This is a genomic window from Streptomyces sp. NPDC059785, assembly GCF_042732375.1.
In the GTDB taxonomy this organism is placed as follows: domain Bacteria; phylum Actinomycetota; class Actinomycetes; order Streptomycetales; family Streptomycetaceae; genus Streptomyces.
On sequence record NZ_JBHWHV010000003.1, the window covers coordinates 181,609 to 208,121 of the forward strand.

A 26,513-nucleotide genomic window follows, 5' to 3' on the forward strand; every position below is an offset into this window, starting at 1 on the left:
ACGTCATGGTTGCCATGCTCGTGGGTGTCGGCGCGCTCGTCGCCGTCTGTCTGCTCCTCGTACTCGTCGTCGCCCGTCTGTTCCGCAAGGTGGAGCAGGGCAAGGCGCTGATCGTCTCCAAGATGCGCAAGGTCGACGTGACCTTCACCGGGCAGGTCGTGCTGCCGGTGCTGCACAAGGCCGAGGTGATGGACATCTCGGTGAAGGCCATCGAGATCACCCGGGCCGGCAAGGAAGGGCTGATCTGCCGCGACAACATCCGCGCGGACATCCGGATCTCGTTCTTCGTCAAGGTCAACAAGACCGTCGAGGACGTCGTCAAGGTCGCGCAGGCGGTCGGCACCGCCCGGGCGAGCGACCGCAACACCCTCCAGGAGCTGTTCCACGCGAAGTTCTCCGAGGCGCTGAAGACCGTCGGCAAGCAGATGGACTTCACCGACCTCTACACCAAGCGCGAGGAGCTGCGGTACCGCATCATCGAGGTCATCGGTGTCGACCTGAGCGGCTACCACCTGGAGGACGCGGCGATCGACTACCTGGAGCAGACGCCGCTGACCCAGCTCGACCCGGCCAACGTCCTCGACGCGCAGGGCATCCGCAAGATCACCGAGCTGACGGCCGTGGAGCACGTGCGCACCAACGAGGCCCAGCGCGCGGAGGAGAAGGAGATCACCCGGCAGAACGTCGACGCCCGCGAGGCCATCCTGGAGCTGGAGCGCAGGCAGGCCGACGCCGAGATCAAGCAGAGGCGGGAGATCGAGACCGTACGGGCGCGCGAGGAGGCCGAGACGGCGCGGGTGGTGGAGGAGGAGCGGCTCGGCGCGCAGTCCGCGTTCCTCAAGACCGAGGAAGCGCTCGGCGTACAGCGGGAGAACCAGGCCCGTGAGGTCGCGGTCGCCGCGAAGAACCGCGAGCGGGTCATCGCCGTGGAGAGCGAGCGCATCGAGAAGGACCGCCTGCTCGAAGTCATCGCGCGGGAGCGGGAGACGGAGCTGACCCGGATCGCCGCCTCCAAGGAGGTCGAGGCGGAGAAGCGGGACATCGCCGAGGTCATCAGGGAGCGCGTGGCCGTGGACCGTACGGTCGCCGAGCAGGAGGAGTCCATCAAGAAGCTGCGGGCCGTGGAGGAGGCGGAGCGGCAGCGGCAGGCCGTGATCATCGCCGCCGAGGCGGAGGCGCAGGAGAGGCTGGTCAAGGACATCAAGGCGGCGGAGGCCGCCGAGCAGGCCGCCACGCACCGGGCCGCCGAGGAACTGACGCTGGCGGAGACCCGGTTGAAGGCCGCCGACCTGGACGCGCGGGCCAAGCTGCGGCTCGCCGAGGCGATCCAGGCGGAGGCCGCGGCCGAGGGCCTTGCCGCGGTCCAGGTCCGCGACAAGGAGGCCGACGTCATCGAGAAGGCCGGCCGCGCGGAGGCCGAGGCCACCGGGGCGCGGATGCGGGCCGAGGCGGAGGGCGCGCGGGCGAAGGCGCTCGCCGACGCGGCGGCCATCGGCGAGAAGCTCAAGGCGGAGGCGGCCGGACTGACCGAGAAGGCGGCGGCGATGGCCGCGCTCGACGAGGCGTCGCGCGGTCACGAGGAGTACCGGCTGCGGCTGGAGGCCGAGAAGGACATCCGGCTCGCCGGGCTCGACGTGCAGCGACAGGTCGCCGAGGCGCAGGCCACGGTGCTTGCCACCGGCCTGGAGAACGCGGACGTCAACATCGTCGGCGGCGACTCCGTCTTCTTCGACCGGCTGGTGTCCTCCATCGCGCTGGGCAAGGGCGTCGACGGGTTCGTGCAGCACTCCGAGACCGCGCAGGCGCTGGCGAAGCCCTGGCTGGACGGCACGTCGAGCTTCACCGACGACCTGAGCCGGATCCTCGGCCCGGCGTCCACGGCCGATGTGCAGAACCTGACCGTCTCCGCGCTGCTGATGAAGCTCATGAACAGCGGCGGCGCGAACGCCGGGCAGATCCGGCAGCTGCTGGACAGGGCGGGCGAACTGGGCCTCGCGGACACCCCGCTCACGGCCGCCGTGAACGGCAGCGCCAAGCACTGACCCGCCGACCGGCCGGGGCCACCGTCACACCGCGACGGCGGCCCCGCCCGCCTCCCGAGCCGCTGAGACGGTGACGGCGGCTCCGCCCCGCCTCCCGAGCCGCCGAGACCGCGACGGCGGCCCCGCCCCCGCCTCCCGAACCGCCGAGACCGCGACGGCGGCCCCGCCCCGCCCCCTGAACCGCCGCTGAGAGGGACGCCATGACCACCGGCCCGGACACCGGAACGCACACCAGCCCGGAGACGGGCACGCCCGCAGGCCCGGAGACGGGCACGCCCGCAGGCCCGGAGACGGGCACGCCCGCAGGCCCGGACACCGGCACGCATGCCGCCGGTCCGAACTCCGGTACGCACACCGCCGGTCCGGACACCGGAACGCACACCGCCGGTCCGGATTCCGGTCTGGACACCGGTATGTACGAGGTGCTGCGCGACCGTCTCACCGCGCAGGCCGCCGAGCTCGCCCGCCGCGCCGAAGCGCTCAACGCCCGCCGTACCGAGGAGTTCGGCGCCACCCGGCTCGAACTCGCCGGTACCGGGCAACTGGCCACCGAGCAGCCCTGCGTGCCCCGGGACATCGTGCCCGTGGGCGACGTGCTGCTCTTCGGCCACACCGCCGCCCGCGGCCACCGGACCGAGGCGACGGCCGTCTCCGACGTCTTCGCGCTGCACGACCGCGACCTGAACCGGCTGCCCGACGACGCCGTGCCCGGGCTGCTGGACGACCCCGGTTTCGTCCGCGAGTTCGCCGCCCTGCACCGCTACTACCGCCAGGCCCGCCTGCTGCGGCTGCGCCGGGTCGACGGCAAGCTGCTCGCCGTCTTCCAGACCGGCGAGAAGGCCGGTGACATCCGGGTCCTGCGCTGGTCGGTGGCCGACGGCGGCGAGGCGGGTTTCCTGGACGCGCGCGGCGAACGCGACGACGTCTTCCCGCCCTCCCACGCGTTCTCCTGGACCGCGACGACCCGCGCGGACCACGTGCTCGGCCGCCACCCGCACATCTCCGTCCAGGGCGAGATCTTCGTCTCGGCGGTCGGCGGGAGCCTGACGGTCAAGACCGAGGACGACACCGAGACGGGCGAGGGCGTGTACGCCGAGCCCGTGGACGAGCCGCTCCAGTCCCTCGCCGACGCAGCCGTCGCCCACGCGCGCGTGGGCCCCCTGATCCTGCTGGACGTGCTGCCCTACAAGGAGGACGTCCACCGCTACCTGGTCTTCAACACGCTCACCAGGAACGTCGTACGCCTGGACGGCATCGGGCAATCCTGCCGGGCCCTGCCCGAGGAGCAGGGCATCGTCTTTCCCGGCGGCTACTGCCTGGCGACCGGCGAGCACAAGACGTTCGACGGCGTCGACACCGGTCACCTGGAGTTCGAGCGGACGGTCCGCTCGCCCAACGGCGAGGACGTCCTCTTCGCGTTCCGCGCGCGCGGGACGGGCCGCGGTCTGCTGCTGCCGTACAACATGATCCGCAAGGAGGTCGCCACGCCGCTGTCCTGCCGCGGCTGGGCGCTCTTCGACGACGGCACGCTGATGCTGCTGCGGGCGGGCGGCGAGGAGCCGCAGCGTGTCCACCCGCTCCAGCTGTGGACCTCCCCGTACGTCTCCGACACCCACGCCGCCGCCCGGCCCGCCGGCACCGGGCCGCTCGCCCGCGTCGGCAACGCCGACCTGGTGCGCGGCATCTCCGACTGCCTGTCCCTGACCCGCGCGGTCGCCGGGACCACCCCGACGAGCGAGGTCTACGCGGCGCTGGCCGCCGCCTGCGTGCGGGCCGCCGACACCTATCACTGGCTGGCCGAACCCGGCCTCGGCGACCTGCACGAGCCGCTGGAGCGGATCAGGGTCACCGCCGAACAGGTGCTGGCCGAGTTCGAGGCCGTGCAGACGCTCACCCGCCGCGCCGCCGACGCGCTCACGGAGGCCGCCGCCCGCGCCGCGACCCTCGTCCGGCGGTTGCGCGGCGAGGCCCCGCGCGGCGCCGCCGCCTGGGTGAGCGGACTGACCGAACTGCGCCGCGCCCAGGGCCACGTACTCACCCTGAAGGACATGCGGTACGCGGACACCGCCCGTATCGACGCGCTCGCCGCCGAACTGGAGGCCGACCTCGCCGGGTTCGGGCAGCGGGCCGTCGCCCACCTCGCCCGCGAGGACGCCTTCGCCGGCCCCCAGGACGACGCGGAAGGGCTCGTCGCCGACGCCGAGGCCATTACCACCGTCGCCGGGGCGGCGCCCGTCACCGCCCGCATCGACGCGCTCGCCGACGGGCTGCACACGGTGACCGAGGTGGTCGCCGGGCTCGACATCGGCGACGCCACCGTCCGTACCGGCATCCTGGCGCGGATCGCCGAGGTGCTCGGCGGCGTCAACCGCGCCCGCGCCACCCTTGACGGCCGCCGCCGTGAACTCCTCGACCGGGAGGGGCGCGCCGAGTTCGCCGCCGGGTTCGCGCTGTTCGGGCAGGCGGTCACCGGCGCCCTGGCGGCGGCCGAGAGCCCGGAGGCGTGCGATGACCAACTCGCGCGCATGCTCGTGCAGTTGGAGGACCTGGAGTCCCGGTTCGCCGAGTTCGACGACTTCCTCGGCGAGCTCGCGGACAAGCGCGACGAGGTCCACGAGGCGTTCTCCGCCCGCAAGCAGGCCCTCGCCGACGCCCGCGCGCGCCGCGCCGGGCAACTGGCCGACTCGGCGGACCGGGTGCTGCGCACGGTCGGCCGCCGCGCCGTCGCCCTCGCCGACGCGGACGCCGTCGCCACGTACTTCACCTCCGACCCGATGCCCGCCAAGGTCCGCCGGATCGCCGACCAGCTCCGCGGACTCGGTGACGCGATGCGGGCGGAGGAGCTGGACGGCCGGCTGAAGGCGGCCCGGCAGGAGGCGCTGCGCGCCCTGCGCGACCGCACCGACCTCTACACCGACGACGGCCGCACCGTCCGCCTGGGCACCCACCGCTTCGCCGTCAACACCCAGCCCCTGGACCTGACCCTGGTCCCGCAGGGCGACACCCTCGCGTTCGCGCTCACCGGCACCGACCTGCGTTCCCCGGTCACCGACCCCGGCTTCGCCGGCACCCGCCCGTACTGGGACCGGCCACTGCCCTCGGAATCCCCCGGCGTCTACCGCGCCGAGCACCTCGCCGCCCGGCTGCTGGCCGAGCACGGGCCCGCCGCGCTCGCGGAGGCCGACCTGCCCGCCCTGGTCCGGCAGGCGGCGGAGGCGGCGTACGACGAGGGGTACGAACGCGGGGTGCACGACCACGACGCGGCCCTGATCCTCGGCGCGCTGCTGCGCCTGTACGAGGGGGCGGGGGCGCTGCGCCACGAGCCCGCCGCCCGCGCCGCCGCCCAGCTTTTCTGGGCGCACGGCACGACGGCGGGGGAGCGCGAGAGCTGGACCCGGCGTGCGGTGTCCATGGCCCGCGCCCGCGACACCTTCGGCCTGGCACCCGCGATCGCCGAGCTGGAGGAGGAGCTGACGGCGGCCATCGGCGGCGAGCGCGCGCGGGCCGCCGCCGCGTACCTCCTCCAGGAGCTGACCGAAGGCCCCGACGGGTTCGTCGTCAGCGGCGGCACCCGCACCCTGCTCGACAAGTTCCGCCGTACCGTGGGCGATTCCGCCTACGACGACGACCTCGCCGCACTCGACGACCCGGCCGCCCGCAGGCAGCTCGTCGAGGCCTGGCTGAGCGCGTACGCCTCCGCCACCGGCGCCGACGCCGCCCCCGGCGACCTGGCCGAGGCGGTCGCCGCGGAGCTCTGCCCGGAGCTGGTCCGCTACGAGTCGGACGCGCCGCTGACCGTGACCGTCGAGGGGCTGCTCGGCGCGCACCCGCGCGTCACCGGCCGCGCCCTCACCGTCCGCGTGGACGAATTCCTGGCCCGGACAGGGGAGTTCCGCGACCACGAGGTGCCCGCCCACCGTGCGTACCAGCGCCGCCGCACGGCCCTCGTGGCCGCCGAGCGCGGCCGGATCCGCCTGGACGACCACCGGCCGCGCGTGCTGTCGTCCTTCGTGCGCAGCCGGCTCATCGACGAGGTGTACCTGCCGCTGATCGGCGACAGCCTCGCCAAGCAGATCGGCACGACCGGCGACACCAAGCGCACCGACACCGGCGGCCTGCTGCTGCTCGTCTCCCCGCCCGGCTACGGCAAGACGACGCTGATGGAGTACGTCGCCGACCGGCTCGGCATGATCCTGGTCAAGGTCGACGGTCCGGCCCTGGGCCACGGCGTCACCTCGCTCGACCCGGCCGAGGCGCCGAACGCGACCGCGCGGCAGGAGGTCGAGAAGATCAACTTCGCCCTCGACGCGGGCACCAACACCCTGCTCTACCTGGACGACATCCAGCACACCTCCCCCCAACTGCTCCAGAGGTTCATCCCGCTGTGCGACGCCACGCGCCGGATCGAGGGCGTGCGGGACGGCGAGCCGCGCACCTACGACCTGCGGGGCAAGCGCTTCGCCGTCTGCATGGCGGGCAACCCCTACACCGAGTCCGGCAGCCGCTTCCGCGTGCCCGACATGCTCGCCAACCGCGCCGACGTGTGGAACCTGGGCGACGTCCTCACCGGCAAGGAGCACGCCTTCGCGCTGAGCTTCGTCGAGAACGCCCTCACCGCCAACCCGGTCCTCGCCCCGCTCGCCGGACGCGACCGCGGCGACCTCGAACTGCTGCTGCGCCTGGCCGAGGGCGACACCACCGCTCGCGCGGACCGTCTGACGCACCCGTACGCGCCCGCCGAACTGGACCGGATCCTGGCCGTCCTGCGCCATCTGCGCACCGCCCGCGACACGGTCCTGGCGGTGAACGCCGCCTACATCGCCTCGGCCGCCCAGTCCGACGCCACCCGCACGGAGCCGCCCTTCCGGCTCCAGGGCTCCTACCGCAACATGAACAAGATCGCCCAGCGCGTCCAGCCCGTCATGAACGATGCCGAACTGGCCGCCCTGATCGACGACCACTACACGGCCGAGGCCCAGACCCTCACCACCGGCGCCGAGGCCAACCTGCTCAAGCTGGCCGAGCTGCGCGGCACACCGACCGACGAGCAGGCCGCCCGCTGGGCCGAACTGAAGGCGGCGTACGTGCGCGGTCAGGCCCTGGGCGGCCCGGACGGCGACGCCCTCGCCCGGGCCGTCGCCGCCCTCGGGCTGCTCGCCGACCGGATCGCGGCCGTGGAGTCGGCGATCACCCGGGCCGCCGGTCCGGATCGCGCCTGAGGCTGTCGCGGTAGTACGCGACGGCCTGCTCGACCGGGTAGTTGGGGACGGTGACGGTCTCGCCGGTCTCCTTCGACACCACGATCCCGGCCCCGCCGGGCGGCGCGGGCCGGGGCGGGCCCGGGGCGTCGGTGGCGCGGGGCGGGGACGCGGGATACACCAGGTAGCCGGTGTCGAACTCGTACACCTCCAGTTCTGCGGGGGTGCCGTCGGGGAGGCGGGGCCGGGCGTAGCGGGCGCGGACGACGGCGAGGGCCTGCTCGGGTGTGGCGGGCGGCGTGGGCTCGGTCATGGTCATGGTCATGAGTGTGTCCTGTGGGCCCTCACGGGGTCATCCGGAGAAGGGGTCTCTCGACGGGGTGTCCGAGGGGTCCCTCAACTGGTCATCCGGAGCCGAGGTAGGTTAGGTTAGGCAAACCTAAGTTTCCGTCTGGTCCTGGAGGGCCCGGATGCGTCGTACCCCCACACGTGCCAGCGCGCCCGCACCCGCTGAGCGCGTCCGCTCGATCCTGGCCGCCGCCCACTCGCTGACCGTGCTGAGCGAAGGGCGGCACAGCGAAGTCCGCAGTCTCGACGGCACCGGGAGCATGGGCCACTTCCACCTGCACGCTCCCTTCGAGGGCACCGGCACTCCGCCGGGCGCCCGGATCCCCGTCCGCCTCGAACTCACCGACATCGCCCCCACCCCCGTACGCGACCGGCTGCGCGCCCGGGTCACCCTGACCGGCCTGCTGGCGGAGCCGTACGACCCCGCGTCCCCGGAGAGCACCTGCATGGAGTTCGGGCAGGGCGTGCTGGAGGACGGTACGGGGCGCGCGTTCGTCACCCTCCAGGAACTGGAGGCGACCGAACTCGACCCGCTGGCGACGGCCGAGGCCCGCATGCTCACCCACCTCGTCGACGACCACGCCGAACTCGTCCCGCTGCTGCTGCGGCTCACCCGTCCGCTCCCGGACAGCGGAGTGCGGCGCGTCCTGCCGGTGGCGATCGACCGCTACGGCCTGACCCTGCGCCTCGAACACCCGCGCTCACACCGCGACGTCCGGCTGCCGTTCAGGACGCCCGTGCACCACATCGACCACGTCGGACCCCAGATCCACGCCCTCCTGGCCGCGGCACGCCGCCTCTCCCACACGGGCCACCTGCTGACCTGAGCCGAGAAAGGCCAAAGCCCATGACGTCGTCCTCCACCGCCCCCTACCCCATGCCCGGCGCGGCGTCCCCGCCCGCCGACGGCCCGCCGGGCGGCATCATCGACCCGCGCCGGTCGGTGCTCGTGGTCCAGCACGTGCAGAAGTACCTCCTGCACGCCCTCCGCGACAGCGCACCCGTCGGTGAACTCCTCGGCAACATCGACCGGTTGACCCGGTCCGCCCGCTCGGTCGGCGTGCCCGTCGTGTACGCCGTACGTATCCCGGGACAGCGGGCCAGACAGGCCGAGGTGGCCGGCGGGGCGCGGCACGCGCTGCTCGAACCGCCCGCCGAGGCCGAGGCCCGCGCCGTCGCCGACGTCGTCAGACCCCAGGCCGGTGACATCGTGTTCACCGCCAAGCAGTACAGCGCGTTCGTCGGCACCCGGCTGCGGGCCCGGCTGACGGAACTGGGCCGGGACCAGCTCGTCGTGGTCGGCGCCGCCGCCCGCACCGAGGTACTGCTGACCGCCGCGGAGGCCTGGATGCAGGATCTGGACCCCTTCGTGGTCGGCGACGCCGTGGTCGACCGGACGGCCGGCGACCACGAGATGGCCGTACGGTGGCTGGCCGCCACCTGCGCCACGGTCGTGACCACCGACGCCGTGCTGGAGGCGTTCCGCGGGGGGCGCGCCGACGCCGCGGCGGGCTGAAGGGCGGGGACGGTCACCCGGGCGGGGGACGGTTCCCCGGGCGCTGCCGGCGCCCGGCCGCTCAGGCGACGGTGGAGGCCAGCAGGCTCAGCTTCTCGGCGCTCTCGCTGCCCTGGTCGGCGTAGTACAGGACCAGGAGCAGATCCTCCACGGGGAGCTTGTCCCGGTGCAGGCACAGCTCGCCGACGACCGGATGGCGCACGGTGGTGGTGCCGCCGTCCAGGCCGCGCACGTCGTGGCGCGCCCAGAGCGTACGGAACCGCTCGCTGGACAGGGACAGTTCGCCCACGAGATCCACGAACCGCGGGTCGCCGGTGTCGTCGCCGATGGCCCTCCTGAGGGCGGCGACGAACCCTTCCGAGGCGCGCGTCCAGTCCTGCTGGAACGCCTGCTCCTCAGGGTCCAGGAGCAGCGACCGCAGGCGGTTGTGCCCGGGCCGCAGCCGCGGTGAGAACGCCACGGCGAGCCGGTTGGAGGCGAGCACGTCGAACGCGCGCCCCTCCACGAACGCCGGTACCTGAACGCTCGCCAGGAGCTGGTGCAGCCGCGCGGGCACGCGCTCCGGTCTGCGGCGCCGCCGCGGCTTCGGGCGCGGGGCGGCCAGGCCGAGCAGGTACTCCTGTTCCAGCTCGTCCAGGCGCAGGACCCGCGCGAGCGCTTCGAGCACCTGGACCGAGGGATTGCGGTCACGGCCCCGCTCCAGGCGCAGGTAGTAGTCGCCGCTGATGCCCGCGAGCAGGGCGACCTCCTCCCGGCGCAGTCCCGGGACACGGCGCTTGGTGCCCGGCGGGATCCCGGCCTGCTCCGGGGTGACCAGCGCCCGCCGGGCCCGCAGATAGCTGCCGAGCGGGTTGGCGTGGCCGTCGTCGCTCATGTCCCGAAGCGTAGTTCAGGGCGCTCCTCGTCAAGGGGGCCCTGACAGGACCCCGGAAGACGGGGGCTCTGTCTGCGCGCCGCGGCCGGACCGACACTGAAGGCTCCATCGACCGGGCCGGCCGCTCGTCGCCGCCGGCCCTGTGACCAGGAGCGTTCAGTGGACATCAGCAACCGCACCGTCTTCCTCGCCGGAGCCACCTCGGGCATCGGCCTCGAACTCGCCCGCCGCTTCGCCGCGGCCGGCAGCACCGTCGTCGTCGGCGGGCGGCGCACCGGCCTGCTCGACCGGCTCGCGGCCGAGGGGCTGGCCACCGTGCCCGTCGACGTGACCGACCAGGACAGCGTCGACCGGGCCCGCGACACCGTCCTGGCCAGCCACCCGGGCCTCGACACGGTCGTGACGATGTCCGGGGTCATGCTCCCCGAGGACCTGCGCGACCCCGCGCACTTCGATGCCGCGCGGCAGACGGTCGAGACCAACCTGCTGGGCACCATCCGCGTCGTCGACGCCTTCACCCCGCACCTGGTCGGGCGCGGCGCGGGCACCGTCGTCACGGTCACCTCGGGCATCGCCTTCCTGCCGTTCCCGGTCATGCCGACGTACGCCGCCACGAAGGCCGGCGTGCACGCGTACTCCGAGGCGCTGCGGGCGCAGCTCGCCGGTACCGGCGTCGAGGTGTCCGAACTCGTCCCGCCGGCCGTCGCGACCACACCGGAACTGGCGGAGCGCATGCCCCACGCGCTCGGCCTGGCCGAGTTCGCCACCGAGGTGATGGACCTGCTGCGCACCGAGCCGACCCCGCACGAGATCCTCGTCGAGGGCGTGCTGATGCACCGGTGGGCCGAGCGCGACGGCACCTACGACGAGCTGGTCGCCCAGCGGTCCCGGGCACTCGCCTCGCTCCCGGGCCGCCGGTAGGGACACCGGTCCCTCGCGGGGTCAGGCCGTGCGGGCGCGCAGGCGGCGCAGCATGCGCGGGTCCTCGAAACCCACCGAGCGGGCCGCGGCGTCCATCGTCGCGCCGTGACTGATCAGGTGCTCGGCGCGTTCGAGGCGCAGGGTCTGCTGGTAGCGCAGCGGGGTGAGCCCGGTGGCCCGGCCGAAGAGCCGGGTGAGGGTGCGTTCGCTGACGCCGACGGCCGAGGCGAGGGCGGCCAGCGGCAGCGGCCGGTCGAACCGGGCGTCGATGAGGTCCTGGGCGCGGTGCACGGTGTCGTCCAGGTGGGAGCGGTGCCGGAGCATGGCGCTGGCCTGCGGCTCGTGACCGTTGCGGCGGGCGTAGACGACCATCTCCCGGGCCACCCGGGCGGCGGCGGCCGGACCGTGCCGCGCCGCGACCAGGTGCAGCGCCAGATCGATGCCGCTGGCGATGCCCGCCGAGGTGACCACCCGGTCGTCGGCGGTGAACAGCACGTCGCGCACGACCACCGCTTCGGGGTGCCGCAGGGCCAGCTCGTCCTGCACGTCGTGGTGGGTGGTGCAGCGCCGGCCGTCGAGCAGCCCCGCCCGGCCGAGCGCCTCGGCGCCGGCGCAGACGCTGGCCACCGTGCCGCCAGCGGCGTGGTGGTCCCGCAGCGCCCGCAGCGGGGCGGCGCCGATGACGGGGCCGCCGGCCAGGGTGCGGCCCCGCCAGCCGGGCACCAATATCAGGTCCTCGGGCCCGAGCGCGGGCCAGTCCGGCCCGGCGCCCAGCGGCACCCCCTGGGCGGACGGCACCTGCGCCCGCTCGGCGACGTAGGAGAGCGTGTACGGGTGCCCGAAGTCCGCGGCGGTGGAGAAGACCTGCGCGGGTCCCGCCAGGTCCAGCAGATGGACCCCGGGCACCAGGAAGAAGACGACGTGGCTCACGATCCGGTCATCATGCCCGCTGGCCGGCCGCGGACTCAAGGCCGTCCACCGTGGCGATGGTGGCGAAGCGTCCCGCGAGCGCGTACTCCGTGCGCCTGACGATCTCCTCGGCGGGCAGTGTGCGCGGGTCGGCCAGCAGTTCGCCGACGCTCTGGCCCTCCGGGGCGTCGCGGTGCGGGATCGGGTTGGTGGCGGTCGCGTCGACGACGAAGGTGACCCGGTAGCCGAGGTCGGAGGCGAGGCGCGTGGTGGTCTCCACGCACTGCTCGGTACGCAGGCCGCAGACGGTGAGCGCGCGGACCCCGCGCTCGGTCAGGAGCTGCTGGAGGTTGGTCGTGGTGAAGGCGTTGTGCGAGGTCTTGTGCAGCAGCGGCTCGCCCTCCGCCCGCGTCAGCTCCGCCATCAGCCGTACGTGCCCCAGCTCCGGGTCGAAGACACCGCCGCTGCCCGGTTCGCAGTGCAGCACCCACACCACGAGGTCCCCGGCCTCCCGGGCGAGCCGGACCAGCCGGTCCACCTTGTCGGCGATCTTCAGATCGGAGGTGGTCTCCCACAGCGGCCGGGCCCGGAAGGACTCCTGCACGTCGATGACGATCAATGCGTTGCTCATGCCCCAAGCCTGATCCGCACCCCTACCCCGCCGACAGGCCGCATCGGGTCGGGGAGCGGACGGATCCGGTCAGCGGTGGAAGCACCCGGCAGCCGTCACGAACCTGTCGACGGGCTCTTTGCCCCGCCGAACACGGCCCGCAGCGCCGCACCGGCCCGCGCGCGCAGCCACGCGTGGGCGCGGTCGTTGTCGTGGCGCTGGTGCCAGAGCAGGTGCAGGGGGATCGGTGGCATGGCGAAGGGGAGGGGGCGTGTCCGCAAGGTGTGGGTGTGCAGGGCGCAGGCCGTGATGGCTTCGGGGACGGTGACGACCAGGTCGGTGTCGTGGACGAGGCGCAGCGCTGTCGCCGTGCTCGGTGCCGCGGCGATGACCCGGCGGTCGAGTCCGAGGGCGGCCAGGGCGTCGTCGACGGGGTCGCGCAGCCGTCCGCGCCGGGAGACGGTGACGTGCTCGGCGGCGGCGTAGCGCTCGGCGGTGAGCGGCCCTTCGGCCAGCGGGTGACCGGGGCGGACCGCCACGACGAGACGGTCCTCGCCGATGACTTCGTGCCGGACGTCGGGCACCGACGGCGCGGCGGAGCTCGACTCCAGATCGACCTCGCCGCGCCGCAACTCCGGTGTGTCCGAGCCGGATTCGGCCACCAGGCGCAGCCGGACGCCCGGGGCCTGCCGGTGGACCTCGGCGAGCAGGGCGGGCCCGCAGGCCGAGACCAGCGCGTCGTGCCAGCGGACGGTGAAGGTACGGCTCAGGCCGGCGAGGTCCAAGTGCCGCTCCCGGCTGAGGAGTTGGCGGGCCTGGTGGACGAGGTCGTGGACCTGGGCGCGGATCTCCAGCGCGTGCGGGGTGGGGACCATCGTCCGGCCGGTGCGTACCAGGATCTCGTCGCCGGTGGCATGCCGGATCCGGCCCAGGGTCCGGCTCATCGCCGGGGCCGTGACGTGCAGCCGGGCGGCGGCACCGGCCACGCTGCCCTCTTCGAGCAACGCGTCCAGCGCCGTCAGCAGATTCAAGTCCAATTGCATGAGAGTAATGCTAGGGCTTACAAGCATGCACTTGCTGTTGCTTCACGGCTTGCCTACGGTCGGAGCACGGACGGCGGAGCAGCACACGCCGGCCCGACTTCCCCACCAGCCTTCGAGCGCCGGCGCCGCTGTGTCCGGCCGTAACCGTCCTTTGAGCGCCGGCCGCTGTGTCCGGCCGTACCGGGAGCAGCCATGACCACCAGGACCACCAGGACCAGGACCGCCGACAGCACCGGCGGCCTTGACCAAGACCTGCTCGACCGGGTCACCGTGATCGTCCGTGCCGCCGGTGACCGGCTGCGCGAGCGCTTCACCCCGCACGCCGACGCCACCGGCACGGACGAGATCGTCGCGGCGATCCACGCCAACGACGACGCGGTCCTCGACGTACTGAAGGCACCCCTGCTGGCCGCCCGGCCGGGTGCGGCCTGGGCCGACGACGAACTCGCCGGCGGCGCACTGCCGCCGGGGGAGTGGTGGGTCGTCGACCCGGCCGAGGGCAACATCAACCACGTCCACGGCATGCCGGACTGGGCCGTGACCGCCACCCTCGTACGCGACAACGAGCCGGTCCTCACGGTCGTCCACCTTCCGCTGACCGGCGACGACTACACCGCGGTCGCCGGACAGGGCGCCCGGCTGAACGGCGCGCCGCTGCGGGTGTCCGCCAAGACCGACCTGGGCGCGGCCCTGACCGGCACGGGGCAGGCCCGGCCCGGCGAGGACGAGGACACGCTCCGGCGGATCGGCGCCTCCGTCACGCGGATGCTGGTCAGCGGGCTCGTCGTCCGCGTCTCCGTGCCCGCCACCCTGCAACTGATCCACGTCGCCGCCGGACGGACGGACGCCTTCTGGCAGTTCTCCGACGTGCGCTCGGGTCTGGTGGCCGGCGCCCTGCTGGTCGCCGAGGCCGGCGGCACCGTCACCGACCTCCACGGCGAACCGTGGAGCCTGGTCAGCTCCGACTTCCTGGCCGCCGCCCCAGGCATCCACGCCGCGGCCGTCGGGGTCCTGTCCCCGCTCGCCTGACCATCTGTTACGAGTTGGGCCGTTCCGGCCATCACCCAGTCAGGAGCACATCAGCATGACCGCCATCGGCACCACCCGCATCGGCATCCTCGGCGCCGGCCGCGTCGGCACCGGCCTCGCCCGCGCACTCGCCGCCGCCGGACACGACGTCACCCTCGGCCACCGCCGGCCGCCCGAGACGTCCGCCGCCGACGCGACCGGTTCCGCCCGGCCGATACGCCACGCCGACCAGCGCACCACGGCCGCCACCACCGACGTCGTGGTCAACGCGACCCCGGGCGACAGCGCGCTGGCCCGCCTGTCCGCGCTGGACGGCGAACTGGCGGGGAAGATCCTCGTCGACGTCTCCAACGCCACCCGGCACGACCCCGACGGGCTGCCCTCGGACCTCTGCTATCCCGGGAGCAGCCTCGCCGAGCGGCTCCAGCAGGCGCTGCCCGCCACCCGGGTCGTCAAGACGCTCAACACCATGCTCTTCACGGTCATGACCGACCCCGCCGCCCTGGCGACCCCGCCCACCGTCTTCCTGTCCGGCGACGACGCGCACGCCAAGACCGTCACCGAGGGCCTCCTCGCCGACCTGGGCTGGCGGCCAGAGTGGATCGAGGACCTCGGTGGCATCGCCACCGCCCGCGCCACCGAGGCGGCCGTCCTGCTCGTCCCGCACGTACTGCGCCGCCACGGACTGAAGCCGTTCGCCGTGTCCCTCGCCCGCTGACCGAGTCGGCCGGCGGCGCCCGCCGCGCGACGGCTCCCTATGCGCCGCGGGCGTCAGGCTCCCGCGGTCACGTTGGCCGTCAGCAGCCGCAGCAGGCGCAGGGCCGTGTTCCGCTGCTCGGTGGTGAGACCCATGGCGTCGCCGATGGCCGTGGGGACGGCGCGGGCCTTCTCCTTCAGGGCCGTGCCCGCCCCGGTCAGGGTGATGGAGACCGAGCGCTCGTCGTCCTTGCGGCGCTCCCTGTTCACCAGGCCGTTCGCCTCCAGCCGTTTGATCAGCGGGGACAGTGTGCTGGACTCGAGCTGAAGGGCGGTGCCCAGGGCGCGTACCGACGCCGAGCCGTGCTCCCACAGGACGAGCATCACCAGGTACTGCGGGTAGGTCAGGCCAAGCTCGTCCAACAGCGGCCGGTAGCGGGCGGTCACCGCGCGCGAAGCGGCGTAGAGCGCGAAGCAGAGCTGGTCGTCCAGCAGCAGGGATGCCTCTTGCGCGGCCCCTGCGCCGGGTGCGGCGGCGTGCGGGGGTGCTGCGGTCATCTGTGGCTCCTCGGCTCGGCTCCATGGGGTCGAACGACCGATCTTTCACCTTACCTTTATGAGCGCCCACGCCTCAGTCGGACTCGATTCGGTTGCGCACGACTTAGTCGAGGGCTACGTTTGCCTCGTGCTCGCCGAACGGCCCGCACGAACCGCCGAGGGCTGCCCATCCCGGTGCCGCCCCGGCATCCGACGAGGAGCCACCGTGACTGAGAACTCCGCACCCCGCCCCGTACTCGAGCCGGCCGCTGCCGCGTTCGCGGAGGCGACCGCCAATCCGCCCTATCTGTTCGACCTGGCGCCGGCCGAGGGCCGCAAGGCGGTCGACGAGGTGCAGTCCGGCCAGATCGACAAGCCGGCCGTCGACGAGGAGTGGATCACCGTTTCGGGCGGGCCGACGGGCAGTGTCCGGGCCCGGATCGTGCGGCCCGCCGGCGCCGCGGGCACCCTGCCGGTGATCCTCTACATCCACGGGGCGGGCTGGGTGTTCGGCAACGCCCACACCCACGACCGGCTGGTGCGCGAGCTGGCCGTGGGCACCGGCGCGGCGGTGGTCTTCCCCGAGTACGACCTGTCCCCGGAGGCCCGCTACCCCGTCGCCATCGAGCAGAACTACGCGGTCGCCCAGTGGGTGGTGCAGCAGGGCGCGACGAAGAACCTGGACGGCACGCGCCTGGCGGTGGCCGGGGACTCGGTGGGCGGCAACATGAGTGCCGCGCTGACGTTGATGGCCAAGGAGCGCGGGGACGTGGCGCTGGTGCAGCAGGTGCTGTTCTACCCGGTGACCGACGCGAGCTTCGACACCGCCTCCTACCACCAGTTCGCGGAGGGGTACTTCCTGCGGCGGGACGGGATGCAGTGGTTCTGGGACCAGTACACCACCGACGAGGCGGAGCGGGCGCAGATCACCGCCTCCCCGCTGCGCGCGAGCACCGGGCAGCTGGCCGGGCTGCCGCCGGCGCTGGTCATCACCGGCGAGGCGGACGTGCTGCGCGACGAGGGCGAGGCGTACGCGGGCAAGCTGCGTGAGGCCGGGGTGCCGGTGACCGCGGTGCGCTACCAGGGCGTCATCCACGACTTCGTGATGCTCAACGCGCTGCGCGAGACCCACGCCGCCCAGGCCGCCATCACCCAGGTCGTCACCGTCCTGCGCGGGGCGCTCGGCACGAACTGACCTGCCGTCCGACGGAGGGCCGGGCGTCTGCCCGGCCCTCTCGTTTCGCGCGGGGCGGGCCGGTCACGCCGGTGTCGTGACGGTCCCGCCCGACTCCCCCTGCGGACCGGCGAGCCCCGCCAGCTCACCGGCCGACTCGGGCGTCAGCCGGTAGAACCCCTGGAGGCTGATCGAGCGCTCGAGACGGCCGTCCACCACGTACTTCAGGCCGCGCGTCCGGCCCCGGCCGTTGCGCCAGGTCAGCGTCGCCAGAAGGGAGCCGGGTACCGGGGTGCCGAAGCGTACGGGGGTCGCGTCGACGTGCACCGCCGTGGCGCCGCAGCCTTCGGCACCGAGCGCCGACCAGTCGTCGTGCCCGGGGAACGCCGGGTCCTCCCACGTCGCGGGGGCGGTGCCGCAGCAGTCGCGCCGCTCCGTGTCGAGCACCCGCATGCGGCTGACGACGTACACGACGCTCCGGTTGACGTGCAGCGCGTAGACCGGTGTCGTGGTCCTCGTCGCAGGGATGCACACCGCGAGCCTGGCCGCGTTCCTCACCGGCGGCGTGCTCGCGGGTGCCGGGGCCGGGGTCCTGTTCAAGGCCGCCGTCGGTACGGTCAGCGCGATGTCCGCCCCGGCCCGGCGCGGCGAGGCGCTCGCCGGTCTTTTCCTCATCGCCTACCTCGGACTGACCCTGCCGGTGGTCGGCGTCGGCCTGGCCACCCTGAGCCTCGCCGCCACCACGGTCATGACCTGGTTCGCCGGACTCCTGCTGGTCCTGCTGACGGGGGTCGCCGTCCTGGCCCGGCGCCGGTCGCACGCTCCGCACGCCGCCTGACCCGGCGGGCGGCCCGCCGCTGCGGGTCAGCCGGCCTTGCCGGCCTTGGAGCGCTGCTTGGCGAAGCGGTAGAGGTCGTGGGAGGACTCGATCAGCTCGCGCTGCTCCTCGGGCGAGCCGACCATCGGCTGGGAGCCGTCGAGCGGGACCTGCGCGCTCTCCGGCAGGAACTTGACGGTCACCAGGCCGATGACACCGGCCAGCATCAGGTAGTAGGCGGGCATCAGGTCGTCGCCCGTGACGTTCACCAGCGCCTCGGTGACCAGCGGGGTGGTACCGCCGAAGGCCGCCACGGCGAAGTTGAAGCCGATGCCCATGGCCGCGTAGCGCACGGCGGTGGGGAAGAGGGCGGGCAGGGTGGCGGCGCTCGGTGCGGCGAAACAGGCCAGCAGGGTGGCGAGGATCAGCACGCCGACGACCGGCTCCCAGGTGCTGGAGGACTTCAGCAGCAGGAAGGACGGTACGGCGAGCACGATCATCGCCGCCGCGCCCACGGCGTACAGCGGTCGGCGTCCGACGTGGTCGCTGAGCCGGCCGAGGAACGTGATCAGGAGGACGATCCACACCATGCCGATCAGGACCAGGATGTCGGCGAAACCGCTGGAGCGGCCCACGGTCTCCGTCTGGTAGGTGGGCAGATAGCCGGTGACCATGTAGTTGGTGACGTTGTAGAGCAGCACGATGCCCATGCAGAGCAGCAGCGGACGCCAGTGGGTCTTGACGATGGTCTTGAACTCGCTGCCCGCCGACTCCTGGGCCATGCTCTTCTCGTGCTCGTCCAGCTGCTGCTGGAAGGCCGGGGACTCCTCCAGCTTCATCCGCATGTACAGGCCGATGACGCCCAGCGGGCCCGCGATCAGGAACGGCAGGCGCCAGCCCCAGGAGAGCATCTGGTCGTCCGTCAGCGCCAGGTTCAGCACGGTGACCAGCGCCGAGCCGAGCGCGTAGCCGACGAAGGTGCCGAAGTCGAGCCAGCTGGAGAGGAAGCCGCGGCGGCGGTCCGGCGAGTACTCGGCGACGAAGGTGGTGGCGCCGCCGTACTCGCCGCCGGTGGAGAAGCCCTGGACTATCCGGGCGATCAGCAGCAGGATCGGCGCGGCGATGCCGATGGTGGCGTAGCTGGGGATCAGGCCGATCAGGAAGGTGCCGGCCGCCATCATGATCATGGTGGTGGCGAGCACCTTCTGCCGGCCGATGCGGTCGCCGAGCGGTCCGAAGACGAGACCGCCCAGCGGCCGGACGACGAACGCCGCGGCGAAGGTGGCGAAGGACGAGATCAGCTGGGCGCCCGGGGAGGCGCCGGGGAAGAACACCTTGCCGATGGTGGCGGCGAGGTAGCTGTAGACGCCGAAGTCGAACCACTCCATGCAGTTGCCGAGCGCGGAGGCGCCGACGGCGCGTTTGAGCAGGGGACCCTCGACGATCTGGACGTCCTCCTTGCGGAAGCCGCGCTTGCTGCGGCGGAGCCGGCGGGCCAGCTCCTCCCGGACCTGGTGTGGCATGTTCGCGACTGTCGCGGGCATCCTCACCCGGCCGAGGGGACCGGACGGGCCGTCGGGCTGGGCGTTGATCACGCTGCCGCCGCCTTTCTGTCGCTGTACCGCTGCGTTACCACTGATCGCTGTTCGCCTCAGTGAATTCTGTGCCGCACTGATCGTTCGGCGCATGTCGGAGCTGATGCCCAGGGTTACGCAGCGCACACCGGTGACCTGTGATTCGCTTCCCCGGGGTCACCGGATCTCCGCGTGCGGGCCGGCCGGGGACGGCGGTGTTCTCCCGCACACGGCGGCGGCGGTTTCGCAGCGGTTCGGCGTCAGATGACGGTGCCGACGTCCTCCGTGGTGAGGGCGTCCATGGCCCGCTCGGCCACCGCGGCGATGGTCATCGACGGGTTGCACGCTCCCGTGGTGCCGGGGATCAGGGCCCCGTCGAGGACGTACAGACCCTTCTGGCCTAGCACCCGGCCCTCCAGGTCGCACACGGTGCCCATGTTGGCGCCGCCGAGAGCGTGCCAGGTGCTGTTGACGAGGTTGTTCGTGTCGGTGAGGGCGCCGATTCCGCGCGACACCCGGGACACCCGTTCCTCGATCCGCCCGTGGACGGCGGAGTCGCCGTCCCGGGGCCAGTACAGCCCTACGGAGTCGGTGGCGGAGTCGTACCGGAAGTGGCCGCGGTCGGCGCTCACGCCGAAGCCGACCAGCATCGTCGTCCTGGTGTCGAGGCCCAGCGGCGGCAGCGACGCCTGGATGACCGTGTTCGCGGTGGCCGGGTCGCTCCAGTCCTTGCTGCCGTAGATCACCGGTCCGCCCTGTTCGGCGCCGAAGTCCTCCTGGAGGTCGGTCCAGGCGTAGATGCGGTCGCCGTTCGTGCCCCAGCCCTCGCCGAGGCCGTCGGGCAGGTCGGGAACGGCCCCGGTGGCGCTCGCGCGGACCAGCAGCCTGCTGGTGTTGAGGCTGCCCGCCGCCATGACGAGCGCCCCCGCGGTGAGGATCTTCTGCTCCAGCACCTCGCCGGTGTCGTCGGTGCGGTCGGCGTGCACCTCCCAGCGGCCGTCCGCCGCCCGGGCGACGGCGGTGACGTTGTGGTGCGTGGCGACGGTGACCCGGCCCGTCGCCTCCGCCTGCTTCAGATAGGTGACGTCGACGGAGTGCTTGCCGCCGTTGTTCACGCCGAGCGCGCAGTCGCCGTTGGTGTACGACGGCTTCATCTCGCCGCGCAGTTCGGCCAGCGCGTAGTCCCAGTCGATGGGCATGGGGATCTTCTCGACGCCGTAACCGGCCGCTCGGACGCGTTCGGCGAAGACGCGCGCCGCGTAGTACGTGGGCGACTGGATCAGCGCGTCGGGCGCCGTCGCCGCGCCCAGCATCCGGGCCACCCGCGGATAGTGGACCTGGTCCATGCGCCGGTAGTCGAGCAGCTCGGGCAGCCAGGTGTCCAACACCGCCTCCGACGGCTGGAGCGTCATGCCCTGGTAGACGAGCGAGCCGCCGCCGACACCGGCCGCGCACACGCCCAGGATGTTCTGGCCGAGCACCGGCTCGAGGAGCCCGGCGTAAGGAGCGAAATTCAGCGGCGTGCCGATCAGCCGGGCGAGCGGCCTGACGGCCTCCGGGAAGGTGCCGTACCACAGCGCCCGTTCGTCCAGACTCGACATGCGCGGGAACGTGTCGGCGTCCGGGCCGGTCGGCCAGCGCCGCCCGCGCTCCAGGACGGTCACGGGCACACCGGCCTCGGCGAGCCGCAGCGCCGCGACACCGCCGCCGAAGCCCGAGCCGATGACGACGACCCGGTGCTCCTCTCTGGTCAGCCGGACGCGGCGGGGGGACGCGGCGGCCGAGCGTCCGGGGGTCATGAGGGTGCCCGCCGCGGCGAGTCCGGCGGCGGAGGCGAGGAAGGTGCGCCTGGTCGTGGGGGACATGGGCTGCTCCTGTGAGAGGGGAGGGAGGCAGGCCGACGGACGGGGCGGGGGTGGGGCCCGGTGCTTCGACGGCCTGGACGGACCGGTCCGGCGGTCGGCGGTACACACGAATTCGCTTGTGGCGCACGTGAGTTACTGGGCGGTCACATCGGGAGGGTAGGGCTTGCTGTCACTCAGTGACAAGATGTCTACAGAGATGTCTGGGGATGTCTGCGGGCTTCGTTCTCCCGGTTCCGGCCTCTGCCGTCCGCGCCGTCCTCCCGCGCGGGCGGTCGTCCTCTCCCGTACGGGCACAGGTAAACGTTGAGGAAAGGGCTGGTCCCGACGGTCGGCCCGGTATTGGTCGGGCACCGGACGGCGAGTACGGTCGTGGTGATATCGACGACGGCAGAACGGAAGCCGGTGGGAATCCGGCACGGTCGCGCCACTGTGTGCCACCGCCCCGCGAGGGGTGGCGGCGAGTCAGACCCGTAGCCGTCGTCCAGTGCACCACCGAGACGGGACGCGAATTCCCCAAGGAGGCCCTGCCATGGCGCAGCACGTCGCCCCACCGACCGCCACCACCCCCGCCCTCCCGGCCAAGCTGCCGATCGGCGCGATCGTCCCGTGGGCGGTCTTCTTCGGCATCCTGATGCTGGTCCTGCTGTACTTCGTCGGCGCCGAGCAGGGCGCCACCGCCGTCGTCTCCGGCGAGGACGTCCACGAGTGGGTGCACGACGCCCGCCACCTGCTCGGCTTCCCCTGCCACTGACGAGGGGCGCCGACCACACCCATGAACTCCGCGACCGTACGGAACCTCCTCGTACGGGGCATGCTCGCCGGCCTCGCCGCCGGCGTGCTCGCCCTGCTCGCCGCCTACTTCCTCGGCGAACCGAACGTCGACAAGGCGATCGGCTTCGAGGCGGCGCACTCCCACGAGCACGAGACCGAGGTCTTCTCGCGCTCCTTGCAGTCCACCGGCGGTCTCGCCACCGGCGTCCTGCTCTACGGCGTCGCATTCGGCGGCATCGCCGCCCTCGCCTACTGCTTCGCCCTGGGCCGCGTGGGCCGCTTCTCCCCGCGGGCCACCGCGCTGCTGCTGTCCGGCTGCGCCCTGCTCGCGGTCTACGTCGTACCGTTCCTGAAGTACCCGGCCAACCCGCCCGCCGTCGGCGACCCCGACACCATCGGCAGGCGGACCACCCTGTACTTCCTGATGATGCTGCTCGGCGCGCTCCTCGCGATCGGCGTCACCGTCCTCGGCAAACGGCTCGCGCCGAGGCTGGGCACCTGGTGGGCGACCGTCGCGGCGGTGGCCGCCTTCGCCGTGCTGACCGGGGCGGCGTACGCGCTGCTGCCGGCCTTCGACGAGGTGCCGGCCGACTTCCCGGCCACCGTGCTGTGGCGGTTCCGGCTCTCCGCGCTGGGCATCCAGGTCGTCCTGTGGGGAGCCTTCGGGCTCGTCTTCGGCGAACTGGCCGAACGCCTGCTGAATCCCCGGCCCGCCGAGGCGGCGCGCCCTCCGGCGGTGACCGTGCCCCACTGACCGCGGCGTTCAGGAAACGCCGTCGGCCGTCCCGGGACTCAGCGGCTGTCCGAGGCCGAGGTTCCAGCGGCCGGCCCGACCGGTGATCGAGGTCGACGTCAGCGGGGGAACGTCCGCGCGCCAGAAGGCCGTTGGGGGTGCGCCGAGCACGTGCACCACCACGGCGCGTACGACGTCCGGTTCCACGACGGCGAGCAGGCGGCCGTCGCTCCCGGCCACGGTGTCCAGCCACCGCCCGACCCGCGCGCACATGTCCCGCACCGACTCGCCGCCGTGCGGCGCGGACGCGGGGTCGGCCGGCCAGCGGGCCAGTGCCGCCGGTTCGGCGGCGCCGACCTCGTCCAGGGTCAGGCCCCGCCAGCGTCCCGTGTCCAGACCGGCGAGCTGAGCCTCCGGTGCGGCCGTCCCGCCGAGCCCCAGCGCCGCGGCGGTCTCCCGGCAGCGCGCGCCGGGGGAGACGACGACGCGGGCGGCCGGCGGCAGGGTTCCGGCCGCCGCGCGGGCCTGCGCCCTGCCGGTGTCGTCGAGCGACGCCGTGCCGTCGTCGAACCGCGCCCGGCGCAGCGCGGTGTTCATCGCGGGCGAGATGAAGACGACTCGAGTGGTCATGGGGCGGTCCTCCAGCGTCCGGTCGGTGTGCGCGTGCGTGTCGGGGTCATCGGTCCTCCCGTACGTCTCGCGCGGCTTCGCCGCCCGGCGCGTCCGACCGGGCGGCGGGCAGTACCTCGGCCACAGGCCCGCGCCGTACGCGGCGACCGGCGTCGAACAGGACCGCCTCCACGGCCGGCGCGCGCACCGCGGGTCGTCACGGTCGATCCTCTCCGGGGTGTCCTCGCCCCTGCCGTCGGACCGGCGACACCGCTCCCCGGTCACAGTGGCGGGACCGCGCCGGATTCGCACCGGCTTCCTGGCTCCCGTCGCCCAGTGCGTTGATTGTGGCGCATGCGGCGGCGGGGCCGTGACCTGGGGCCGTGCGCGGACACGGGAAGGCCCGTGCGTTCCCGGGACGGGACCGCACGGGCCTCCCGCCCCCCTCGTGACCTCAGTTCCAGGGAGCGGACAGCGGCCGGCCGGGCACCGGCTTGGCGATGAGCGCGATCACCGTGAAGAAGTTGACCTGGCCGATCGCGAACATCAGCGTCGCGAGCGCCTTGCCCTCGTAGTACTCGGTCGCCTCCGCGTACAGCTCGTCCGGCACTCGCTCACCGTCCGTGCGCGGGTGCAGCACGGCCTCCGTCAGGGCCAGCGCGGCCCGCTCGGCACCGGTGAAGTACGGCGAGTCCTGCCAGGACGCCACGGAGGCGATGCGCTCCTCCGACTCCCCGGCCTTGCGCAGGAAGTTGGTGTGCAGAACGGTCAGATAGGTGCTGCCGGCGATCTGCCCGGCACGCAGCTGCACCAGCATGACCGTCGACCGCGGAACCGACCCGTTCCCGGTGACCTTGAACAGCGCCGCCGCCACCTCGGACAACTCGGGCACCAGCTCCGACGGATCCTCGGTCATCCGCGGCCCCGTCGGAACCTCCGCCGTGATCGAACGTGTGGTCATGGCCATCTCCTCAGCGTTGGCTCGTGCTTGTCACCGCACTGACGGAGCGTGCGCGGGAGATGTGACCGGCGCGGGAGATCATTTCTGCGGAAGGTGAGAGCCGGCGGGGCCGGTGATCTCCAGTCGTGCTCCCTGCGTGCGGTCGGACGCCGGGCCCGTTTCCAGGTCGGCCGTTCCCGGCTCCACCGCCGGGCGGAGGGCGCGGTCCAGTGAGGCCAGGGTGTCCGGGCCGATGGGGAAGACCGCCTCCGCCTCGTCGCCCGGAGCGATGTCGAGGTGGACGAAGCCGCGCAGTTCGCGTACGCGGGGCCAGGAGGTGGTGCCCGTCAGGCGGCGTACGTAGAGCTGGACCGTTTCGTGGGCCGGTCGGGTCCCGGTGTTGCGGACGGTGACCCGGCAGGTGAGGGCCGGGGCGTCGGCGGTGACGGAAGTGCGCGACAGGCGGGGTGGTCCGTAGGCGACGGTCGTGTACGACAGGCCGTGGCCGAAGGCGTGGCGGGCGGCGGCGCTCTGGTCGACGTAGCCGCGGTAGCGGTGGTCCTTGCCGTTGTAGAAGACGGGGAGCTGGGCGGCGGAGCGGGGCCGGGACACCGGGAGGCGTCCTCGGGGCTCGGCGTCGCCGAGCAGTACGTCCGCCACCGCACGGCCGCCTCCCGGGCCCGGGTACCAGGCGCTGAGCACGGCCGCCGCGGTGCCGGTCAGGTCGGGCAGGGCGTGCGGGCGGCCCTGGACGAGGACGACCACCACGGGGGTGCCGGTGGCCGACACGGCGTCCAGGAGGGCGAGTTGCGCGGGCGGCAGTGCGATGTCCGCCAGGTCGACGCCCTCCCCGCAGGTCATGTCGGGTGCCGTTCCCGAATCGGTGACGGCCGCCCCGTTCTCCTCGAAGGCGGTGTCGGCGGAACGGGCGCTGGAGCCGCCCAGCACCAGGACGGCCACGTCGGACCCGGCCGCCAGCGCGGTCGCCGCGGGTATGTCCGAGAGGTCGTCGCCCACCAGCGCGCACCCGGGCGCGTACGCGACCTCGGTGCCCGGCGCGGCGGACGCGCGGACGCCCTCCAGGACGGTGACGCCGGTGCCCGGCCGCTGCGGCGCCGTGTAGTCGCCGATCTGCTGCGGTACGGAGTCGGCGTTCGGGCCGAGCACCGCGACCCGCCCCGCCGCACGCGACAGCGGCAGGACATGTCCGTCGTGCGCGAGCAGGGTCACGGAGGCGCGGGCGATCCGCTCGCCGAGCTCGGCCGCTTCGCCCGGCTGCCCCGCGTGCGCGCGTACGGTGTCCTCCGTCAGGTCCTGCTCGAACAGGCCGAGGCGGAACTTCAGCGTCAGTACCCGGGACACCGCCGCGTCGAGCGCACCCTCGGACACCAGCCCGCGTTCCACCGCCTCGCCGAGCCGGGGGAAGCAGTCGTCCCACAGGCTCAGATCGCAGCCCGCGTCCAGGGCCAGCGCCCCGGCGGAGACGGGATCGCCGGTCAGCCGTACCAGCCGGTCCACCGCCGTGCCGTCCGCCATGACGATGCCGTCGAAGCCCCACTGCTCGCGCAGCAACTCGGTGAGCAGGCAGCGGTTCGCGACGCAGGGCAGCCCGTCGAACTCGTTGTAGGCGGCCATCAGCCCGGCGGCCCCGGCCGCCACCCCCGCCCGCGCGGCCGTCAGGTGGATCTCGTGCAGTTCGCGCAGCCCCAGCTCGGTCGCCGCGCTGTTGCGCCCGCCGACGGTGGCGCCCTGCCCGGCGAAGTGCTTCAGCACCACGCCCACCCCGGCCCGCCGGCCGTGTGGGACGCGGCCTTCGCGGACGCCGACGACTGCCTGCTCTCGTCGGACCAGTGCGTGATCGACGCGCAGCACTACGTCGTCAAGGGCCTGATCGAGATGCCGGTCGTCGGCAGCGGCGAGCTGTTCTCCTGGGGTGTCTGGGTCTTTCTCAGCCGTGAGAACTTCTCCCGCGCGGCAGACCTGTGGTACACGGCCGGCCGGGAGTGTGAGGAGCCGTACTTCGGCCGGCTCACCACCGAGCTGCTCGCCTACCCGTCGACCACGCTGAACCTGAGGAACCGTGTGCACATCCGCCCGGTGGGCGAGCGCCCCTGCGTCGAGCTCGAACCCACCGGCCACCCGCTCGCCGTCGAGCAGCGGACAGGGATCACCCTGGAGCGCGTGCGGGACGTCGCCGCCGGCGTGCTCCACCCCGGCGGCGACAGAGGACGGCAGCCATAGGGGCGGAGACCGCAAGGCCGCGCGGGGGTACGGTTCCCCCGCGCGGCCGGTGTGCGCTGCCCGGTC

23 protein-coding genes, 1 pseudogene and 2 riboswitches are annotated in these 26,513 nt (G+C 73.3%); of the genes and pseudogenes, 12 read left to right on the forward strand and 12 right to left on the reverse strand.

The genetic code is table 11. The annotated features are described in order from the left end of the window. Nucleotides 1-5: 5 nt before the first annotated feature. Nucleotides 6-2,042 (forward strand): SPFH domain-containing protein, encoded by a 2,037-nt coding sequence (locus tag ACFV6E_RS03385; protein WP_385177790.1) that lies wholly within the window; start codon nt 6-8, stop codon nt 2,040-2,042. Nucleotides 2,043-2,455: 413 nt separating this feature from the next. Beyond that, nucleotides 2,456-7,261 (forward strand): DNA repair ATPase, encoded by a 4,806-nt coding sequence (locus ACFV6E_RS03390; RefSeq protein WP_385459199.1) that lies wholly within the window; start codon nt 2,456-2,458, stop codon nt 7,259-7,261. Here the strand turns inward: ACFV6E_RS03390 and ACFV6E_RS03395 are convergent. After that, the gene (locus ACFV6E_RS03395) at nt 7,230-7,559 is read right to left on the reverse strand and encodes a hypothetical protein (RefSeq protein ID WP_385176875.1); all 330 of its coding nucleotides are present in this window, start codon (nt 7,557-7,559) and stop codon (nt 7,230-7,232) included. The two genes, ACFV6E_RS03390 and ACFV6E_RS03395, sit on opposite strands and share 32 nt — an antisense overlap. Nucleotides 7,560-7,710: 151 nt before the next feature. Between ACFV6E_RS03395 and ACFV6E_RS03400 the strand changes: the two genes are divergently transcribed. Both ACFV6E_RS03400 and ACFV6E_RS03405 read left to right on the forward strand, forming a co-directional pair. Then, nucleotides 7,711-8,415 (forward strand): DUF2470 domain-containing protein, encoded by a 705-nt coding sequence (locus ACFV6E_RS03400; protein ID WP_385459113.1) that lies wholly within the window; start codon nt 7,711-7,713, stop codon nt 8,413-8,415. Between the two features lie 20 nt (nt 8,416-8,435). Further along, the gene (locus ACFV6E_RS03405) at nt 8,436-9,104 is read left to right on the forward strand and encodes an isochorismatase family protein (protein WP_385459115.1); all 669 of its coding nucleotides are present in this window, start codon (nt 8,436-8,438) and stop codon (nt 9,102-9,104) included. A 61-nt stretch (nt 9,105-9,165) separates the two neighbouring features. On the opposite strand, the gene ACFV6E_RS03410 is transcribed toward ACFV6E_RS03405, so the two are convergent. After that, nucleotides 9,166-9,978, reverse strand: coding sequence for a helix-turn-helix domain-containing protein (locus ACFV6E_RS03410; protein ID WP_385176879.1), 813 nt, complete (start codon nt 9,976-9,978; stop codon nt 9,166-9,168). Nucleotides 9,979-10,137: 159 nt separating this feature from the next. Here ACFV6E_RS03410 and ACFV6E_RS03415 point away from each other — a divergent pair, with 159 nt between their 5' ends. Beyond that, complete coding sequence (locus ACFV6E_RS03415; protein ID WP_385459117.1) at nt 10,138-10,899, forward strand: SDR family oxidoreductase; 762 nt, start codon at nt 10,138-10,140, stop codon at nt 10,897-10,899. A gap of 21 nt (nt 10,900-10,920) precedes the next feature. On the opposite strand, the gene ACFV6E_RS03420 is transcribed toward ACFV6E_RS03415, so the two are convergent. From ACFV6E_RS03420 to ACFV6E_RS03430, 3 genes are all read right to left on the reverse strand, one after another. Continuing rightward, nucleotides 10,921-11,829, reverse strand: a complete 909-nt coding sequence (locus ACFV6E_RS03420) for a GlxA family transcriptional regulator (protein ID WP_385176881.1) — start codon at nt 11,827-11,829, stop codon at nt 10,921-10,923. A gap of 10 nt (nt 11,830-11,839) precedes the next feature. Continuing rightward, on the reverse strand, nt 11,840-12,439 hold the full coding sequence (locus tag ACFV6E_RS03425) for an isochorismatase family protein (RefSeq protein WP_385176883.1): 600 nt from the start codon (nt 12,437-12,439) through the stop codon (nt 11,840-11,842). Nucleotides 12,440-12,534: 95 nt separating this feature from the next. Then, complete coding sequence (locus tag ACFV6E_RS03430; protein ID WP_385176884.1) at nt 12,535-13,461, reverse strand: LysR family transcriptional regulator; 927 nt, start codon at nt 13,459-13,461, stop codon at nt 12,535-12,537. A 192-nt stretch (nt 13,462-13,653) separates the two neighbouring features. Between ACFV6E_RS03430 and ACFV6E_RS03435 the strand changes: the two genes are divergently transcribed. Both ACFV6E_RS03435 and ACFV6E_RS03440 read left to right on the forward strand, forming a co-directional pair. Then, nucleotides 13,654-14,490, forward strand: coding sequence for an inositol monophosphatase family protein (locus ACFV6E_RS03435; RefSeq protein WP_385459119.1), 837 nt, complete (start codon nt 13,654-13,656; stop codon nt 14,488-14,490). Nucleotides 14,491-14,539: 49 nt separating this feature from the next. Beyond that, nucleotides 14,540-15,208, forward strand: a complete 669-nt coding sequence (locus tag ACFV6E_RS03440) for an NADPH-dependent F420 reductase (protein ID WP_385459201.1) — start codon at nt 14,540-14,542, stop codon at nt 15,206-15,208. Nucleotides 15,209-15,261: 53 nt separating this feature from the next. Here ACFV6E_RS03440 and ACFV6E_RS03445 read toward each other — a convergent pair whose 3' ends face one another. Beyond that, entirely contained in the window at nt 15,262-15,744 is a 483-nt protein-coding gene (locus tag ACFV6E_RS03445; RefSeq protein WP_385459121.1) for a MarR family winged helix-turn-helix transcriptional regulator, read from the reverse strand. Between the two features lie 205 nt (nt 15,745-15,949). Between ACFV6E_RS03445 and ACFV6E_RS03450 the strand changes: the two genes are divergently transcribed. Continuing rightward, a complete protein-coding gene (locus tag ACFV6E_RS03450; RefSeq protein WP_385459123.1) occupies nt 15,950-16,918 on the forward strand; it encodes an alpha/beta hydrolase in 969 nt (322 codons plus the stop codon). 63 nt (nt 16,919-16,981) lie between these two features. Here the strand turns inward: ACFV6E_RS03450 and ACFV6E_RS03455 are convergent, their stop codons facing one another. Beyond that, nucleotides 16,982-17,368 carry a hypothetical protein gene (locus ACFV6E_RS03455; RefSeq protein WP_385459125.1) on the reverse strand — a complete coding sequence of 129 codons (387 nt, stop codon included), beginning with the start codon at nt 17,366-17,368 and terminating at the stop codon, nt 16,982-16,984. 37 nt (nt 17,369-17,405) lie between these two features. On the opposite strand from ACFV6E_RS03455, the gene ACFV6E_RS03460 reads away from it, so the two are divergent. Then, nucleotides 17,406-17,735, forward strand: coding sequence for a hypothetical protein (locus ACFV6E_RS03460; RefSeq protein WP_385168220.1), 330 nt, complete (start codon nt 17,406-17,408; stop codon nt 17,733-17,735). 26 nt (nt 17,736-17,761) lie between these two features. On the opposite strand, the gene ACFV6E_RS03465 is transcribed toward ACFV6E_RS03460, so the two are convergent. Further along, entirely contained in the window at nt 17,762-19,237 is a 1,476-nt protein-coding gene (locus ACFV6E_RS03465; protein ID WP_385459127.1) for an MFS transporter, read from the reverse strand. Between the two features lie 311 nt (nt 19,238-19,548). Next, nucleotides 19,549-21,153, reverse strand: a complete 1,605-nt coding sequence (locus ACFV6E_RS03470; RefSeq protein ID WP_385459129.1) for a GMC oxidoreductase — start codon at nt 21,151-21,153, stop codon at nt 19,549-19,551. Nucleotides 21,154-21,547: 394 nt separating this feature from the next. Continuing rightward, nucleotides 21,548-21,621: riboswitch (cobalamin riboswitch) on the forward strand. Nucleotides 21,622-21,682: 61 nt separating this feature from the next. Between ACFV6E_RS03470 and ACFV6E_RS03475 the strand changes: the two genes are divergently transcribed. Together ACFV6E_RS03475 and ACFV6E_RS03480 are read left to right on the forward strand one after the other, a co-directional pair. Beyond that, nucleotides 21,683-21,904 carry a CbtB-domain containing protein gene (locus ACFV6E_RS03475; RefSeq protein WP_385168228.1) on the forward strand — a complete coding sequence of 74 codons (222 nt, stop codon included), beginning with the start codon at nt 21,683-21,685 and terminating at the stop codon, nt 21,902-21,904. Nucleotides 21,905-21,925: 21 nt separating this feature from the next. Beyond that, nucleotides 21,926-22,678 carry a CbtA family protein gene (locus ACFV6E_RS03480; protein WP_385459131.1) on the forward strand — a complete coding sequence of 251 codons (753 nt, stop codon included), beginning with the start codon at nt 21,926-21,928 and terminating at the stop codon, nt 22,676-22,678. A gap of 9 nt (nt 22,679-22,687) precedes the next feature. On the opposite strand, the gene ACFV6E_RS03485 is transcribed toward ACFV6E_RS03480, so the two are convergent. From ACFV6E_RS03485 to ACFV6E_RS03495, 3 genes and pseudogenes are all read right to left on the reverse strand, one after another. Then, complete coding sequence (locus tag ACFV6E_RS03485) at nt 22,688-23,287, reverse strand: histidine phosphatase family protein (protein ID WP_385168234.1); 600 nt, start codon at nt 23,285-23,287, stop codon at nt 22,688-22,690. A 232-nt stretch (nt 23,288-23,519) separates the two neighbouring features. Beyond that, a riboswitch (cobalamin riboswitch) is annotated at nt 23,520-23,625 on the reverse strand. Between the two features lie 95 nt (nt 23,626-23,720). Then, a complete protein-coding gene (locus tag ACFV6E_RS03490) occupies nt 23,721-24,227 on the reverse strand; it encodes a carboxymuconolactone decarboxylase family protein (protein WP_385168237.1) in 507 nt (168 codons plus the stop codon). A gap of 78 nt (nt 24,228-24,305) precedes the next feature. Next, nucleotides 24,306-26,006: pseudogene (locus ACFV6E_RS03495) on the reverse strand (glycoside hydrolase family 3 C-terminal domain-containing protein); the annotation flags it as partial. On the opposite strand from ACFV6E_RS03495, the gene ACFV6E_RS03500 reads away from it, so the two are divergent. Then, nucleotides 25,968-26,447 (forward strand): DUF2199 domain-containing protein, encoded by a 480-nt coding sequence (locus ACFV6E_RS03500; RefSeq protein WP_385459133.1) that lies wholly within the window; start codon nt 25,968-25,970, stop codon nt 26,445-26,447. The pseudogene ACFV6E_RS03495 and the gene ACFV6E_RS03500 overlap by 39 nt on opposite strands. Nucleotides 26,448-26,513 lie beyond the last annotated feature (66 nt).

What these genes read in the sequence shown, in the direction of transcription:
- ACFV6E_RS03470 (WP_385459129.1), bottom strand. Translation starts at nt 21,153, where the DNA reads ATGTCCCCCACGACCAGGCGCACCTTCCTCGCCTCCGCCGCCGGACTC.
- ACFV6E_RS03390 (WP_385459199.1), top strand. Translation starts at nt 2,456, where the DNA reads ATGTACGAGGTGCTGCGCGACCGTCTCACCGCGCAGGCCGCCGAGCTC.
- ACFV6E_RS03445 (WP_385459121.1), bottom strand. Translation starts at nt 15,744, where the DNA reads ATGACCGCAGCACCCCCGCACGCCGCCGCACCCGGCGCAGGGGCCGCG.
- ACFV6E_RS03465 (WP_385459127.1), bottom strand. Translation starts at nt 19,237, where the DNA reads ATGCCACACCAGGTCCGGGAGGAGCTGGCCCGCCGGCTCCGCCGCAGC.
- ACFV6E_RS03430 (WP_385176884.1), bottom strand. Translation starts at nt 13,461, where the DNA reads ATGCAATTGGACTTGAATCTGCTGACGGCGCTGGACGCGTTGCTCGAA.
- ACFV6E_RS03475 (WP_385168228.1), top strand. Translation starts at nt 21,683, where the DNA reads ATGGCGCAGCACGTCGCCCCACCGACCGCCACCACCCCCGCCCTCCCG.
- ACFV6E_RS03395 (WP_385176875.1), bottom strand. Translation starts at nt 7,559, where the DNA reads ATGACCATGACCGAGCCCACGCCGCCCGCCACACCCGAGCAGGCCCTC.
- ACFV6E_RS03405 (WP_385459115.1), top strand. Translation starts at nt 8,436, where the DNA reads ATGACGTCGTCCTCCACCGCCCCCTACCCCATGCCCGGCGCGGCGTCC.
- ACFV6E_RS03410 (WP_385176879.1), bottom strand. Translation starts at nt 9,978, where the DNA reads ATGAGCGACGACGGCCACGCCAACCCGCTCGGCAGCTATCTGCGGGCC.
- ACFV6E_RS03480 (WP_385459131.1), top strand. Translation starts at nt 21,926, where the DNA reads ATGAACTCCGCGACCGTACGGAACCTCCTCGTACGGGGCATGCTCGCC.
- ACFV6E_RS03400 (WP_385459113.1), top strand. Translation starts at nt 7,711, where the DNA reads ATGCGTCGTACCCCCACACGTGCCAGCGCGCCCGCACCCGCTGAGCGC.
- ACFV6E_RS03385 (WP_385177790.1), top strand. Translation starts at nt 6, where the DNA reads ATGGTTGCCATGCTCGTGGGTGTCGGCGCGCTCGTCGCCGTCTGTCTG.
- ACFV6E_RS03435 (WP_385459119.1), top strand. Translation starts at nt 13,654, where the DNA reads ATGACCACCAGGACCACCAGGACCAGGACCGCCGACAGCACCGGCGGC.
- ACFV6E_RS03425 (WP_385176883.1), bottom strand. Translation starts at nt 12,439, where the DNA reads ATGAGCAACGCATTGATCGTCATCGACGTGCAGGAGTCCTTCCGGGCC.
- ACFV6E_RS03490 (WP_385168237.1), bottom strand. Translation starts at nt 24,227, where the DNA reads ATGACCACACGTTCGATCACGGCGGAGGTTCCGACGGGGCCGCGGATG.
- ACFV6E_RS03485 (WP_385168234.1), bottom strand. Translation starts at nt 23,287, where the DNA reads ATGACCACTCGAGTCGTCTTCATCTCGCCCGCGATGAACACCGCGCTG.